15 protein-coding genes and 4 tRNA genes are annotated in these 14,371 nt (G+C 42.0%); 16 read left to right on the top strand and 3 right to left on the bottom strand.

The window, feature by feature from the left end:
* Positions 1-15 precede the first annotated feature (15 nt).
* Positions 16-978, bottom strand: coding sequence for a tRNA 5-methoxyuridine(34)/uridine 5-oxyacetic acid(34) synthase CmoB (cmoB, locus tag QUD85_RS09365; RefSeq protein WP_093331236.1), 963 nt, complete (start codon positions 976-978; stop codon positions 16-18).
* Positions 979-980: 2 nt separating this feature from the next.
* Positions 981-1,715, bottom strand: a complete 735-nt coding sequence (gene cmoA / locus QUD85_RS09360; RefSeq protein ID WP_093331232.1) for a carboxy-S-adenosyl-L-methionine synthase CmoA — start codon at positions 1,713-1,715, stop codon at positions 981-983.
* 175 nt (positions 1,716-1,890) lie between these two features.
* Here cmoA and aspS point away from each other — a divergent pair, with 175 nt between their 5' ends.
* From aspS to QUD85_RS09280, 16 genes are all read left to right on the top strand, one after another.
* The gene (gene aspS, locus QUD85_RS09355; protein ID WP_093331229.1) at positions 1,891-3,654 is read left to right on the top strand and encodes an aspartate--tRNA ligase; all 1,764 of its coding nucleotides are present in this window, start codon (positions 1,891-1,893) and stop codon (positions 3,652-3,654) included.
* A 103-nt stretch (positions 3,655-3,757) separates the two neighbouring features.
* Entirely contained in the window at positions 3,758-4,285 is a 528-nt protein-coding gene (ruvC, locus tag QUD85_RS09350; protein WP_093331227.1) for a crossover junction endodeoxyribonuclease RuvC, read from the top strand.
* Positions 4,286-4,349: 64 nt separating this feature from the next.
* The gene (gene ruvA / locus QUD85_RS09345; RefSeq protein WP_093331223.1) at positions 4,350-4,967 is read left to right on the top strand and encodes a Holliday junction branch migration protein RuvA; all 618 of its coding nucleotides are present in this window, start codon (positions 4,350-4,352) and stop codon (positions 4,965-4,967) included.
* A gap of 10 nt (positions 4,968-4,977) precedes the next feature.
* On the top strand, positions 4,978-5,982 hold the full coding sequence (gene ruvB, locus QUD85_RS09340) for a Holliday junction branch migration DNA helicase RuvB (protein ID WP_093331220.1): 1,005 nt from the start codon (positions 4,978-4,980) through the stop codon (positions 5,980-5,982).
* A gap of 492 nt (positions 5,983-6,474) precedes the next feature.
* The gene (ybgC, locus tag QUD85_RS09335) at positions 6,475-6,885 is read left to right on the top strand and encodes a tol-pal system-associated acyl-CoA thioesterase (protein WP_093331218.1); all 411 of its coding nucleotides are present in this window, start codon (positions 6,475-6,477) and stop codon (positions 6,883-6,885) included.
* Entirely contained in the window at positions 6,875-7,558 is a 684-nt protein-coding gene (gene tolQ / locus QUD85_RS09330; RefSeq protein ID WP_093331215.1) for a protein TolQ, read from the top strand. Before ybgC ends, tolQ begins: the two co-directional genes overlap by 11 nt.
* Before the next feature lie 5 nt (positions 7,559-7,563).
* Positions 7,564-7,992, top strand: coding sequence for a protein TolR (gene tolR / locus QUD85_RS09325; protein WP_093331212.1), 429 nt, complete (start codon positions 7,564-7,566; stop codon positions 7,990-7,992).
* Positions 7,993-7,995: 3 nt separating this feature from the next.
* Complete coding sequence (gene tolA, locus QUD85_RS09320) at positions 7,996-8,844, top strand: cell envelope integrity protein TolA (RefSeq protein WP_093331210.1); 849 nt, start codon at positions 7,996-7,998, stop codon at positions 8,842-8,844.
* 30 nt (positions 8,845-8,874) lie between these two features.
* Entirely contained in the window at positions 8,875-10,236 is a 1,362-nt protein-coding gene (gene tolB / locus QUD85_RS09315; protein ID WP_093331208.1) for a Tol-Pal system beta propeller repeat protein TolB, read from the top strand.
* A gap of 43 nt (positions 10,237-10,279) precedes the next feature.
* Complete coding sequence (gene pal / locus QUD85_RS09310; protein WP_093331205.1) at positions 10,280-10,819, top strand: peptidoglycan-associated lipoprotein Pal; 540 nt, start codon at positions 10,280-10,282, stop codon at positions 10,817-10,819.
* A gap of 11 nt (positions 10,820-10,830) precedes the next feature.
* Positions 10,831-11,619, top strand: coding sequence for a tol-pal system protein YbgF (gene ybgF, locus QUD85_RS09305; RefSeq protein WP_093331203.1), 789 nt, complete (start codon positions 10,831-10,833; stop codon positions 11,617-11,619).
* Between the two features lie 164 nt (positions 11,620-11,783).
* A tRNA-Lys gene (locus QUD85_RS09300) sits at positions 11,784-11,859 on the top strand.
* Positions 11,860-11,933: 74 nt separating this feature from the next.
* Positions 11,934-12,009, top strand: a tRNA-Lys gene (locus tag QUD85_RS09295).
* A gap of 216 nt (positions 12,010-12,225) precedes the next feature.
* Positions 12,226-12,301 (top strand) — tRNA-Lys (locus tag QUD85_RS09290).
* 140 nt (positions 12,302-12,441) lie between these two features.
* The gene (gene nadA / locus QUD85_RS09285) at positions 12,442-13,485 is read left to right on the top strand and encodes a quinolinate synthase NadA (protein WP_093331200.1); all 1,044 of its coding nucleotides are present in this window, start codon (positions 12,442-12,444) and stop codon (positions 13,483-13,485) included.
* 402 nt (positions 13,486-13,887) lie between these two features.
* Positions 13,888-13,975 (top strand) — tRNA-Ser (locus QUD85_RS09280).
* Between the two features lie 208 nt (positions 13,976-14,183).
* On the opposite strand, the gene QUD85_RS09275 is transcribed toward QUD85_RS09280, so the two are convergent.
* Positions 14,184-14,354, bottom strand: a complete 171-nt coding sequence (locus QUD85_RS09275) for a hypothetical protein (RefSeq protein WP_177168921.1) — start codon at positions 14,352-14,354, stop codon at positions 14,184-14,186.
* Positions 14,355-14,371: the final 17 nt, after the last annotated feature.

Raw genomic sequence — 14,371 nt, 5'->3', positions numbered from 1 at the left:
AATTAAATAATTCAATTACTTATTTGCAATGAAAATAGCACGTTTTGGTGCAGGGTATCCTTCGATTGTTTTGCTAGGGTCATTAGGATCGAGGAAATCTGACAAGGATTCAGTATCTATCCAATCGGTTTTTCGTTGTTCTTCAAACTGGGTGATGTCTGTATTTACCATGCGCACGTTTTTAAAGCCGCATCGTTCCATCCAAGCACACATTGCTGCGCCGCTCGGGATAAACCAGACGTTTCTCATCTTGGCATAACGCTCACCGGGTACAAGTACGGTATTTTCATCGCCGTCTACTATCAGCGTTTCTAACACGAGCTCGCCACCTTTAACCAACTGTGACTTAAGCTGGTATAAAAAGTCGATTGGCGAGCGTCTGTGATACAACACGCCCATAGAAAAAACGGTATCAAAAGCATTTAACTCTGGAAGTTGTTCAATACCGAGCGGTAGTAAATTTACGCTATCATCGCCGATAAAGTGTTGAACTGCTTTAAATTGTGCTAAAAAGAGCTGAGTTGGGTCGACACCAACCACGAATTTTGCGCCGGCACCACGCATACGCCATAAGTGATAACCACTGCCACAGCCGATATCTAGCACATATCTGTTTTTTAGATCTGAAATATGCGGTACCAGTCGATCCCACTTAAAGTCCGAACGCCATTCTGTATCAACATGCAGTCCATGGATGTGATATGGACCTTTGCGCCATGGCTTGAACTTCTTTAATAACGCTTCTAAACGCTTGTATTCACCTTCCGCTATATCAGCTTTTTCGCCAACATAAACGCCCTCAGCTAGCGAAACAGAACTAGGAGAGGTCTTTGGCAACGCATCGAGTGTTTTTTGCCAAGCAGCATATTCGCCATGCAGCTGGTTTTGCTGCCAATCGGTTAATTGCGCCGGCAGAGTGTTTAGCCAGTGTGATAAACGATTAGTGGCTATCGATTTATAAAATGAATTAAATGACATAGTTATTTAACGGCAATGATGGATAAAAAGTTAAAACATTGAAACCAAGTGGTTGAGTGTGCAAAACCAGCCTCTTTTAGACGCGTATGTTGAGTTTCAACGCTATCTGGTCGCATAACATTTTCAAGAGCAGTGCGCTTTTGTGCTATTTCTAATTCGCTATAGCCATTAGCACGTTTAAAGTCGTGATGTAGGTCGATAAGCAATTCGTTACAGGTTGCATCTTCGCTAACGACTTTCTCTGAAATAAGCAATATGCCACCAGGCACTAGCCCTTGGTATATTTTGTTGATCAGCGCAGCTCTTTGTTCCGCTGCGATGAATTGCATCGTGAAATTCAGCACAACCATAGAGGCATTTTCAATAGGGGTTTCTTGAATGTCAGCTTCAACTATGGTGACAGGTGTTTGACCGCGAAAGGCATTGACGTGCATTTTACAACGTTCAACCATTGCAGGGGAGTTATCGACACCGATAATTTCACAACCGGTTGCTGTAACTGCTCTGCGCATGGCAAGTGTCGCCGCGCCCAATGAACAGCCCAAGTCATATACCCTGGTATTATCCTGTACGTACTTTTTGCTTAGTCGGCCAATCGTATCGACAATGGTCGCATAGCCTGGTACTGACCGCGAGATCATATCAGGAAATACTTCTACTACTTGCGCATCAAAGGTGAAGTCTTTCACTTTTGAGTGTTGTGCAGAATAAATTATGTCGGTGTTGTCATTGCTCATAAATGATCACGTAACTTGCTTAAAACCCCTATATTTTAAACCATTATGCCATTGAAAAAAATGTAAAGTTTAAACTAGCTTCAGTGTAGCTTTGAGGTTTTATAACGGCTATAATACGGCCCATTTTTCAGGCGTCATCAAGGCGCGAACTATAATAGTTAAAGGCAATTGATTCATGCGTAGTCTTTATTGTGGTGAGGTGAACGAATCTCACATTGGACAAGAAGTTACTCTTTGTGGCTGGGTAAACAAACGCCGCGACCTAGGTGCGGTTATCTTTTTAGATGTAAGAGATAGAGAAGGTATCGTGCAAGTTGTTTTCGATCCTGATTTACCAGACGTGCTTGAAAAAGCGAATACTTTGCGCAATGAGTTCTGTGTTCAAATCACAGGTAAAGTGCGTCCTCGCCCTGAAGGCCAAGTTAATAAAGATATGGCAACTGGCGGTATTGAAGTATTAGGCTTGTCGTTAAACATTCTCAACAAGTCAGCGCCACTTCCGTTAGATTTCAACCAAGAAAACTCGGAAGAACAACGCCTACGTTATCGCTATTTAGATTTACGTCGTCCAGAGATGTCTGAGCGTTTAAAGTTCCGTGCGAAAGTAACAGCGGCTGTACGCAAGTCACTTGAAGGTCAAGGTTTCCTTGATATCGAAACCCCAATATTAACGGCCGCGACACCAGAAGGCGCGCGTGACTATTTGGTACCTAGCAGAACACATAAAGGCAACTTTTTTGCTTTGCCACAATCTCCGCAATTGTTTAAACAATTATTGATGATGTCGGGTATGGAGCGTTACTACCAAATCGTTAAATGTTTCCGCGATGAAGATTTACGAGCAGACAGACAACCAGAATTCACGCAGATTGATATCGAAACGTCATTCATGACAGCTGATCAAGTAATGGCTGTTACCGAAAAAATGATTCGTGAATTGTTCATTGAATTGTTAGATGTTGATTTGGGCGAGTTTCCACGCATGCCATATGCAGAGGCAATGCGTCGCTTCGGTTCAGACAAACCTGACTTACGTAACCCATTAGAAATCGTCGATGTTGCTGACATTCTAAAAGATGTAGAGTTTAAAGTTTTCTCAGGTCCGGCTAATGACGACAATGGTCGCGTAGCGGTTATCTGTGTGCCAAACGGCGCCGCGAGCTTCTCGCGTAAGAATATCGATGACCTAACCAAGTTCGTTGGTATTTATGGTGCCAAAGGTATGCCTTGGTTGAAGGTTAATGATATCGATGCTGGCCTTGAAGGCTTGCAGTCGCCAATCTTGAAGTTCTTATCAGAAGAAGCAGTAGCTGCATTACTTGAAAGAACAAATGCCAAGACAGGCGACATTATCTTCTTTGGCGCAGATACGTATACAACGGTTAGTGAAGCATTGGGCGCGCTTCGCCTTAAGTTAGGTGAAGATTTAGGTATTACTAGCGACGAGTGGAAACCACTTTGGGTGGTTGACTTCCCGATGTTTGAAGAAGTTGATGGTCATATGCACGCACTACATCACCCGTTTACAGCGCCAAGCAATGCAACGCCTGAGGAATTAGAAGCTAATCCTATTGGCGCGCTTTCTGACGCATACGACATGGTGTTAAACGGTTGTGAATTAGGCGGTGGTTCAGTGCGTATCCACGACAAGCCAATGCAATCAGCGGTATTTAGAATCCTAGGTATTTCTGACGAAGAAGCACAAGAAAAGTTTGGCTTCTTATTAGATGCACTGCAGTACGGTGCGCCACCGCACGCAGGTTTAGCGTTTGGTTTAGACCGTCTTGTTATGTTGATGACAGGTGCGAGTTCAATCCGTGACGTAATGGCATTTCCAAAAACAACAACGGCGGCTTGTCCATTAACTAATGCACCAGGGCAGGCCAATGAAGCGCAATTAGTTGAATTAGGTATTGCTAAACTACCTAAAGAAAAATAATGCGATAAGTGAATAAAAAAGCGAGCCAAGTGCTCGCTTTTTTGTTTGCACAACAAATGCTAGCGCGTATGATTAAAAGCAGAATAAGCAGTTTGGTTATTAGATGGATATCATTTTAGGGATTGATCCCGGTTCCCGTATCACAGGTTACGGCATCATCAGTAAGTCAGGTAAAAAACTTAGCTATATTTCCAGTGGTTGTATTAAAGCGACCTCACAAGGGGAAGATTTAGGCAATCGCCTTCAAACTATTTTCGCCGGTGTTAGTGAACTTATCATTCAATACAAGCCTACGTTGTTTGCGATAGAGCAAGTGTTTATGGCGAAAAACCCAGATTCGGCGCTTAAATTAGGTCAAGCGCGAGGCGCTGCTATTGTGGCAGCAACGCAGGCAGGCTTGTCATTGGCCGAATATTCCGCGCGTCAAATCAAACAATCCGTAGTGGGCACAGGTGGCGCAGATAAAGTGCAAGTGCAACATATGGTGCGTTCCTTACTTAAACTTCCAGGCACGCCGCAGGCGGATGCGGCCGATGCGTTAGCTGTTGCTTTGTGTCATGCCCATTCTATGGACACTTTATCTCAATTAGGTGGCAGTGCTTCAAAAACAGTTCGTGGTCGGTTGGTATAACTTTACTGTATAAATATATAGTGTTAATCTAATTGACAGATAATAATAACCGAGAAATTTCGTTGTGATTGGACGCTTGCGTGGACTATTAATCGAAAAAACAGCGCCTGAAATCTTAATTGAATGCCACGGTATTGGCTATGAAGTTACTATGCCGATGACCAGTATTTATGCGCTGCCTGAATTAGAACAAGAAACAACTATATATACACATTTTGTGGTGCGCGAGGACGCACAGCTATTGTACGGCTTTGCAAATAAAGTTGAGCGCAGGTTGTTTCGTTTATTAATTAAAGTCAATGGAGTAGGGCCCAAGTTAGCATTAGCTATTCTTTCCAGTATGTCTGCTGATCAGTTTGTTTCCTGTGTTGCACATGACGATGTATCTACCATTGTAAAAATTCCTGGTGTAGGTAAAAAAACAGCCGAGCGTTTATTGGTAGAGATGCGAGACAGATTAAAAGACTGGCATAGTGAATCAAGTACGCCTGCGACGGATGCCACACCTATACTTAATCCAATAGAAAATACCTTTGTAAACGACGAAAAAGGCGACGCTATTAACGCGCTTGTGTCGTTAGGATATACTCAAGGTCAGGCCGATAAAGCGGTTAAATCGGTTTATCAAAATGACATGTCGAGTGAAGATATCATTCGACTAGCCTTAAAAGCGATGCTGTAAGGAAAGAATAATGATTGAAGCGGATCGATTGATTGAACCCGTTGAACAAAAAGAAGATGAATCTGTTGATCGCGCGATCAGGCCCAAATTGTTGCAAGATTACACAGGGCAAGATCATGTTAAAGCGCAGATGGAAATTTTCATTCAAGCAGCAAAAAATCGAGGTGAGCCGTTAGATCATCTACTTATCTTTGGCCCACCTGGTTTAGGTAAAACAACGCTTGCTAATATTGTCGCAAATGAAATGGGCGTGAATATCAGAACTACCTCAGGTCCTGTATTAGAAAAGGCAGGAGACTTAGCTGCACTATTAACAAATTTAGAAGAAAATGACGTTCTTTTTGTTGACGAAATTCATCGCCTTAGCCCTATGGTTGAGGAAGTGCTATACCCGGCGATGGAAGATTACCAGCTTGATATTATGATTGGTGAAGGGCCCGCTGCGCGTTCGATAAAGTTAGATTTGCCACCGTTTACTTTGATAGGCGCTACCACTAGAGCCGGTGCGTTAACGTCACCACTTAGAGACAGGTTTGGCATTGTACAACGATTAGAATTTTATAAAACGAAAGACTTAACAGATATCGTTTCTCGATCTGCGCATTTTCTTAATTTGTCGATAGATGAACAAGGGTCATTTGAAGTAGCGCGTCGCTCTAGAGGTACACCAAGAATAGCTAATAGACTACTTAGGCGTGTTCGTGACTACGCCGATGTTAAAACAGATGGAAAGGTAAACCAATCAACGGCGTCTGAAGCGTTGAATATGCTTGAAGTAGACAACGAAGGCTTCGATATTATGGACCGCAAATTGTTGTTAGCCATCATTGAAAAATTTATGGGCGGTCCTGTTGGTCTCGATAACTTGGCTGCTGCTATTGGAGAAGAAAGAGAAACGATAGAAGATGTATTAGAACCGTTTTTAATACAACAAGGCTTTTTACAACGTACGCCTCGTGGCCGAATTGCAACCGATCTCGCCTTTAAACACTTTGGTTTAAATAGAGCGGACTAAAATCTAGACGAGATATTAAAGGGCTTAACTTAATATTTGGGGGTCAGAACGTGTTCTGACCCTTTTTTTTGGCAAAAAAAAGCCCCTATCAAGGATAGGGGCCAACTCATAAACCAAGTTGATAGAAGGAAGTTAATAAATTCCAGGGAATATGTCAGAGAGATTAAAGAAATTTACACTTTAATCGGCGGCTCATAAAACTAATTGATAAAAAGTTCAGAAATCAGTTTTTTAAAAGCGCTAACCTTTGAGCCGGCGCGCATATTAAAGCCGTTTTACTCATCGGACAAGCAAAATAAATTTCCTTTTTACATTAGTTTTTCTAATGCGAAAATATGATTGAATGAAAGTTTGAATAGTTAGAATAAATATTCAAATAAAAATTACAGTTTTAATACGAAAAATTTTGTAGTTTTAACATTTAAAGCTTGTTTAAACAGCGCGAATTCTATTATGATAGGCGAGATTTAATGTCTAACTACAAATATAATAATGTCCAGCTCGACGACTACATTTCCGATACGCGTTTACTACGAAGACACTGATGCCGGTGGTATTGTTTATTATGCAAATTACCTAAAGTTCTTTGAACGTGCTCGAACCGAATATTTGCGTCAATTAGGTATTTCACAGTCAACTTTTTTAGAACAAAACTTAGGCTTTGTTGTCAGAAAGGTGGAAATGGACAATTTAGCCTCGGCTAAGTTAGATGACTCGCTTACGGTGTATTCAACTGTAATAGAACAAAAAAGGGCGAGTCTGGTTTTCGAGCAACATATCGTTAATGAACAAGAAAAAGTTTTATGTAAAGCAAGATTTAAGATTGCAAGTGTTAACTTAGCTACATCGAAGCCTTGCGCTATACCTGAAACCATATTAGGAGCTTTAAGCCGTGCACGCTGAATTATCATTCTTAGACTTATTCCTACAAGCCAGCTTGCTGGTAAAATCAGTCATGCTTATTTTACTCGCGTTTTCAGTTATATGCTGGGCGATGATCTTTCAACGCAGGCAGGTATTAAATTCAGCGCATAAACAAATGATGGCGTTTGAAGATAAGTTTTGGAGCGGTGCTGATTTAAGCCGTTTATACAATGAAATTACGGCGCGCTCGCAAACAAGTGGTATTGAAAACTTGTTTATTGCCGGTTTTAAAGAATTCGCAAGATTACGCAAAAGCAATATAAATTCTCCTAATGCCATAGTTGATGGTACGCACAGGGCCATGCGCGTTGCACTTTCACGCGAGGTTGATCAACTAGAGAAGCATCTACCGTTTATGGCGACAGTAGGTTCAATTAGCCCTTACATCGGGTTGTTCGGTACCGTGTGGGGTATTATGAACTCTTTCATTGCATTAGGTGCAGTAGAGCAGGCAACACTCGCTATGGTGGCACCGGGTATCGCCGAAGCGCTTATCGCAACTGCAATGGGTTTATTTGCCGCAATACCAGCTGTTATGGCATTTAACCGTTTTAGCCATCATGTGGAAAAGTTAGAAAACAGCTACGCGAACTTTATGGAAGAATTCTCAGCCATTTTACAGCGTCAATCAGCTGCTGAAATGCAAGGTTAACGACTATGGCGATTTATTACCGAAAACGCCGTCGCAAAGTCGCTGAAATTAACGTCGTGCCATACATTGACGTTATGTTGGTGCTATTGATCATCTTTATGGTGACAGCGCCCATTATTGCTCAAGGCGTAAAAGTAGATTTACCCGAAGCTGATGCAGAAACGTTACCACAAGACTCCAAACCACCTATTGTGGCAACTGTTGATGTAGATGGTAATTATTACTTGTCGATAAACGACGTTAAAAGCTCACCGCTAAATGATGAAGATATAAAAATACGTGTCGCCGCGCATTTGGAAAATAGACCAGATACTCCTGTTGTTATTAATGGCGATGGATCTGTGCCTTATGATGAAGTGGTTCGGTTAATGGTGATTTTGCAGGAAGCAGGCGTACCTTCAGTCGGTTTGATGACAGATTCTCCGGAGAAGTAATAGGTGGCGTCAGGCGATAAAAAAGCGCTATATATTAGCCTAGGTTTACATGTTACCTTGTTGCTTGTGCTTATTTTTGGTGACTTGATTACGCCATTAAAGCCAAAAGAAACTCCGGTTGTCGTGCCTATTCAGGCGACGATAGTGGATAAAGCGGCGATAGAAAAAATCTATCAAGAGCAGCGACGAAAGAAACAGCAAGAAATTGATCGCAAAAAGCGCATAGAAGATGAGAAAAAGCGTAAAGCAGAAGATGCGCGTAAAAAGAAAGGACTCGAACGCAAACAAAAATTAGAGCAGGAGCGAAAGCGTAAAGAAGCCGAAAAACGTAAAAAGGCTGAAGCGCAGCGCAAGAAGAAAGAAGCGGCTGAAAAAGAGCGCAAACGTAAGGAAGAAGAACAGCGCAAGAAAGTCGAAGAACAAAAACGACAAGAAGAATTGCGCAAAAAACGTGAGCAAGAGCGCTTACGCAAAGAACAAGAAGCTAGGGAGCGTGCCCTAGAAGAAGAAATGATGGCTGAACAATTAGAGCAGGAAATGGCTGAACGTAATCAAGCCAGAAACCAGCAAATTGTGTCAGAGGTAGACAAATATACAGCGCTGATTAGGCAAACGATACAAAGCCGGCTGATCACAGACAAAGCGACGATGCAAGGAAAAACCTGTAAATTAGCCTTGACTCTTGCACCAGATGGCCTTGTAATTTCTGTAGCGCCGCAAGGCGGAGCGCAGGTGGTTTGTAATGCTGCGGTTGCAGCGGTTAAGCAAGCCGGTAGATTACCGGTATCGAGAGATCCTGCGGTGTTTAGTAAAATGCGTAAAATTAGTTTAATCATTGCGCCAGAATTTTAATAATTGAAGAAATAGGTAATTTTAAACTTCATGAATAAAGTAAAAGTGTTCGTATTAGTGTTTTGTACATTACTTGCAAGTAAAGCACTAGCGGTAGTAGATACGTTGGAAATAGTTATCACTGAAGGGGTAAATGGCGCTAGACCAATAGCGATTGTGCCGTTTAAGTGGACCGGTGAAGGGCAACTACCCGAGCGCATTTCAAACATTGTTAGTGACGATTTACTGCGTAGTGGTAAGTTTAGTCCTATTAACGAGGTGGCATTCCCGCAGCAGCCAAGTAACGAATCGCAAGTTGATTATGAAGAATGGGCGGCCACGAATGCCGAAGCGATAGTTATTGGCGAAATTTCTCCGGGTAGTGAACCTGGAAAGTATGTTGTTAAATATCAATTGGTTGACGTTATACGTGGCCAGATTACAGGCGGCGAAAGCCAAATGTTGAGTGATGGCAAGCTAGTTGTAAGTAATGATCACATCTTATACGAAAGCTCTGCAGAAATTCGTGCCGACCAATTCCGCCGTTATGCCCACAGAATCAGTAATGTGGTTTATGAGCGATTAACAGGTACACCTGGTGCGTTTTTAACAAAAATCGCCTATGTCGTCATGAAAGACAGTGGTACATACCGCTATCAATTGGTTATTGCCGACTATGATGGCTACAACGAACATACATTAATTAGCTCAAAAGAGCCGTTAATGTCGCCAACTTGGCACCCTAATGGTGAGAAGTTGGCATACGTGACTTGGGAGAATCGCCAAGCACAAATCCATATCATCGACATTTACAGTGGTCAGCGAGAGTTACTTAGCTCGTTTTCCGGGATAAATAGTGCTCCTAGATTTTCACCAGATGGTAAGCAAATGGCTTTGGTATTATCGAAAGATGGTAATCCAGAGATATACTTGATGGATCTTGCAACCAAGAATTTATCGCGTGTTACACGTCATAGAAGTATAGATACAGAGCCAAGTTGGGCCCCAGATGGAAAATCTTTGATATTTAGCTCAGAACGGGGTGGAAAACCGCAGCTATATCGCGTAAATTTAGAAGATACGAGTAAGGTAAGGAGACTTACTTTTGATGGTGAAATGAACTTAGGTGGTTCGTTAACACCAGACGGGGAAAACCTGATTATGGTTAACCGAACTCAAGGAAGGTATCATTTGGCGAAGTTAGAGTTATCGACTGGTTATTTCCAGATCCTAACGAAAACCCGCTTGGATGAATCACCAAGCATTGCACCAAATGGTGGAATGATTATATATAGCACACTACACAGAAACCGTCAGGTATTAAGTTTAGTGTCTGTTGATGGCCGTTTTAAAGCACGATTGCCAGCTAAAACTGGGCAAGTTAAATCGCCAGCTTGGTCGCCATTTTTATAATAAATATTAATTTGTAGTATATAAATATAAAGGAAATAAAAACATGCGCTTAAAAGAAACCGTTAAGGCTCTAGCAATCGCTCTACCAGTGTTGGCTCTTTCTGCTTGTAGTTCTTCTGGTGGTGAAGCTGAATCTACAGCTACTGATACAAACGCTACTGAACAAACAGTGTCTGCTGAAGAGCAAGCACGTATTGATGCAGCAAAGCGTGAGCAAGAAATCGAAGCACAGAAGCAACAGCAAATGGAAGCTTTACAAGCGAACCACATCGTATGGTTCGACTTTGACCAGTCTACTCTGACTTCTGAAAGCACTAAAACATTAGAGCTTCATGCAACTTACCTTTCAGCAAACACTGACGTTAAAGTGACTGTTGAAGGTCATGCAGATGAGCGCGGTACACCTGAGTACAACATCGCACTAGGCGAGCGTCGTGCTAAGGCAGTAGCTAACTACCTACAAAACTTAGGTGTTACAGCTGAGCAAATCAACGTAGTAAGCTATGGTGAAGAAAAGCCAATGGTTACAGATCGCACAGAAGCTGCGTTCGCTAAAAACCGTCGCGCTGTAATTGCTTACTAATAGAGGCTTAAATGAAACTAAAAAAAGTTTTATTAAGCTTTGGTTTTGCAGCGACTGCAACTTATGTAGTTGCTGCTGAACCAGCACCCGTCATAGACATTTCTCAAACAAGTTCACCTTACGCCTCCGGTATTGGCGCAGGCTCGATAGAAACCCGTTTAGCAAATCTCGAAAAACAAATGCAAACAAGAAGTCGTTTGCAAGCGCGTGCAGCGCTTATTTTGCAAGAATTGCAAACTGAAGTGAGTGAACTTCGTGGTATCACAGAAACGCACGAGTATAAGCTGAATCAAGTGTTACAAGGGCAACGTGATTTATACCAAGAAATAGAACGCCGAATCGCTGAATTATCGCAAGTTGCACCTGCGAGCAACACAGAGCAAAGTGCAGAACAACCTGATATTGCTTACAGCGACAACTTAAGCGAAAACGAATCTTATGATCGCGCCGTTAAGCTTGTTCTTAACGACAAGAATTATGACGCGGCGATTCCTGAGTTTAAGGCATTCATAAAGAAATATCCTAAATCTACCTACTCGGCTAATGCAAATTATTGGCTAGGGCAGTTGCTTTACAACAAAGGCCAGTTAAAAGAGGCTAAGCAAGCGTTTAACGTAGTAGTAGACAATTATAAAACGTCTACAAAGCGAAGCGATGCAATGTTGAAGTCTGGCATGGTTGATCAAAAATTAAATGATCTAGATGCTGCTAAGGCAACGTATTCGAAATTAATTAAAGAATACCCAGATTCAAATGCGGCTAAACTTGCGAAAGCGCGTTTAGATGCTATAGGTAAATAAACCATAATTATTGATGATAAATTCAACGGGTTTGCAAAAACCTGTTGGCTTTTTGTGCAAACAGAATTAATAACAAAAAAAAACGAAAAATGTAGTTGCACTCATAAAAATTATCAGTATCATATGCGTCGCGTTGAGGGGGTAACCCCAAAAACCAAATTAGTCGGTCGTTAGCTCAGTTGGTAGAGCAGTTGGCTTTTAACCAATTTGTCGAAGGTTCAAATCCTTCACGACCGACCACTTTCCAACTAACAACTATAGTTGTTAGTAGCTCTAAGGCTACAAAGCTTTAAAGCTATATGAAAATCAGATATCGGTCGTTAGCTCAGTTGGTAGAGCAGTTGGCTTTTAACCAATTTGTCGAAGGTTCAAATCCTTCACGACCGACCACCTTCTCTTAGCGAGAAGGGAGGTTGTAAAGGTTGGAACCGTAAAAGGTTCATCAATTTGTCTGGAACAAATTGAATCATCAGAAGATGACCCAGCAGGGTGAAGTACAGGACGTACGAAATAAATCCTTCACGACCGACCACCTTCCAACTAACAACCATAGTTGTTAGTAGCTCTAAGGCTATAAAGCTTTAAAGCTATATGAAAATCAGATATCGGTCGTTAGCTCAGTTGGTAGAGCAGTTGGCTTTTAACCAATTTGTCGAAGGTTCAAATCCTTCACGACCGACCACTTTCTCTATATTATCGCTTCTTAGTTTCTAACCTTAGTCTCTATTTTCTAGACTCTTGATTACTCTGGATATATCCTTTTTCACTTTTAGTGTTTTTTGCCGTATAATCGCACCGATTTTATGTTGTATTTGAGGCGTTATGGCACAGTCAAATTTAGCCGTAGACATTGATTTTAGTTTTCCCGCAAAACCTAAACCGTTATCGGTTGAGGAGAAGCAAGGGTACAAAGATCGAATTAAACAATTGCTAAAACAAAAAAATGCGGTACTTGTAGCCCATTATTATACAGACCCTGAAATTCAGGCGTTGGCAGAAGAAACGGGCGGTTGTGTCGCTGATTCTTTAGAAATGGCACGTTTCGGTAATCAACATGAAGCAGATATGTTGATTGTTGCCGGCGTTAAGTTTATGGGAGAAACAGCTAAAGTTCTAACTCCTGAGAAAACCGTTGTTATGCCAACGCTGGAAGCGACTTGTTCATTGGATCTAGGTTGCCCGATTGAGCAGTTTAACGCTTTTTGTGATGCAAACCCTGAAAGAACGGTTGTTGTTTACGCAAATACTTCTACAGCAGTAAAAGCCCGCGCAGATTGGATCGTAACCTCGTCTTGTGCACTAGAGATAGTTGAACACTTGGATGAGCAAGGTGAAACTATTTTATGGGGGCCAGATCGCCACCTTGGCAATTATATTCAAAAACAGACAGGTGCAGATATGCTTATGTGGCAGGGCGCTTGTATTGTACATGATGAATTTAAAACTAAAGCGCTGAGCGATATGAAGGCGTTGCATCCGGATGCAGCTGTACTCGTTCACCCTGAGTCTCCTGCTGATGTTATTGAGTTGGCTGATGCTGTAGGTTCTACTAGTCAATTAATAAAAGCTGCACAGGAGCTGCCAAACAAGAAATTTATTGTTGCTACAGACCGTGGCATTTTCTACAAAATGCAGCAATTATGCCCAGACAAAGAATTTTTTGAAGCGCCTACAGCGGGCGAAGGTGCAACATGTCGTAGCTGTGCACATTGTCCTTGGATGGCGATGAATGGCCTTAAAGAAATCGAAGAAGCGTTAATTGATCCTAGTGGCAAAGAAGTTTTTGTTGATATGGCACTACGAGAAGGGGCGCTTAAATCTTTGAATAGAATGTTAGATTTCTCAGCTAACCATATTCAAAAGTAAAAGTTGCGTATTAATCGATTAAAAAAAGCCTTGTATTAGCAAGGCTTTTTTTCTAACATAGCGCCCGCTTTAAGAGCTAAGAGCTAAGAGCTAAGAGCTAAGAGCTAAGAGCTAAGAGCTAAGATTTTGGTGAAGTGTCCGAGTGGGGCATTATCGCCCGGAAAAAGCACTGCTTTTTCAGATAATGGCAGACTTTCATGGATGAAAGGATTGGGCGGAGATCATCAGGGATGTGTTTTTGCCTGATCAAACAATTTATTTTTACGGTGAAGTGTCCGAGTGGGGCATTATCGCCCGGAAAAAGCACTGCTTTTTCAGATAATGGCAGACTTTCATGGATGAAAGGATTGGGTGCTGATCATCAGGGATGTGTTTTTGCCTGATCAAACAATTTATTTTCACGGTGAAGTGTCCGAGTGGCCGAAGGAGCACGCCTGGAAAGTGTGTATACGGAAACGTATCGAGGGTTCGAATCCCTCCTTCACCGCCATATACAAAAGCCTGCACATAGCAGGCTTTTTTTATGCGTGAAATGGGATGAGAACGTTGTTCGACAAATTTGTTAGGTCGCAGTTATACGTCCATGTATTTTTGCGACATTAGTGAGTCCTTTCACGTCGAACAAATTTGGACGCACTTGTGCGCCCGAAGGGTAAAATACAGGGAGGTATTTTATCAATCCCTCCTTCACCGCCAAACTACCTCCCTGATTTGGCGGCATACCATACATCCATGTATATAACCGCCATATTACCATCCATGATATGGCGGCATACCGTACATCCTTGTACATCGCCAAACGTAGCTCCTGCTTGAGTTTGGCATACGCCACGTCCATGTGGGTAACCGCCATATATAAAAGCCTGCACATAGCAGGCTTTTTTTA

The organism is Thalassotalea agarivorans (assembly GCF_030295955.1).
Lineage (GTDB): Bacteria > Pseudomonadota > Gammaproteobacteria > Enterobacterales > Alteromonadaceae > Thalassotalea_D > Thalassotalea_D agarivorans.
Note: the sequence above shows the minus strand (reverse complement) of the source record. Positions and strands in the feature narration are given on the sequence as shown.

Bases quoted from the DNA above. Each gene is read 5' to 3' on its own strand.
- cmoB (WP_093331236.1), bottom strand. From the start codon at position 978: ATGTCATTTAATTCATTTTATAAATCGATAGCCACTAATCGTTTATCA.
- cmoA (WP_093331232.1), bottom strand. From the start codon at position 1,715: ATGAGCAATGACAACACCGACATAATTTATTCTGCACAACACTCAAAA.
- aspS (WP_093331229.1), top strand. From the start codon at position 1,891: ATGCGTAGTCTTTATTGTGGTGAGGTGAACGAATCTCACATTGGACAA.
- ruvC (WP_093331227.1), top strand. From the start codon at position 3,758: ATGGATATCATTTTAGGGATTGATCCCGGTTCCCGTATCACAGGTTAC.
- ruvB (WP_093331220.1), top strand. From the start codon at position 4,978: ATGATTGAAGCGGATCGATTGATTGAACCCGTTGAACAAAAAGAAGAT.
- ybgC (WP_093331218.1), top strand. From the start codon at position 6,475: ATGTCCAGCTCGACGACTACATTTCCGATACGCGTTTACTACGAAGAC.
- tolR (WP_093331212.1), top strand. From the start codon at position 7,564: ATGGCGATTTATTACCGAAAACGCCGTCGCAAAGTCGCTGAAATTAAC.
- tolB (WP_093331208.1), top strand. From the start codon at position 8,875: ATGAATAAAGTAAAAGTGTTCGTATTAGTGTTTTGTACATTACTTGCA.
- pal (WP_093331205.1), top strand. From the start codon at position 10,280: ATGCGCTTAAAAGAAACCGTTAAGGCTCTAGCAATCGCTCTACCAGTG.
- ybgF (WP_093331203.1), top strand. From the start codon at position 10,831: ATGAAACTAAAAAAAGTTTTATTAAGCTTTGGTTTTGCAGCGACTGCA.
- nadA (WP_093331200.1), top strand. From the start codon at position 12,442: ATGGCACAGTCAAATTTAGCCGTAGACATTGATTTTAGTTTTCCCGCA.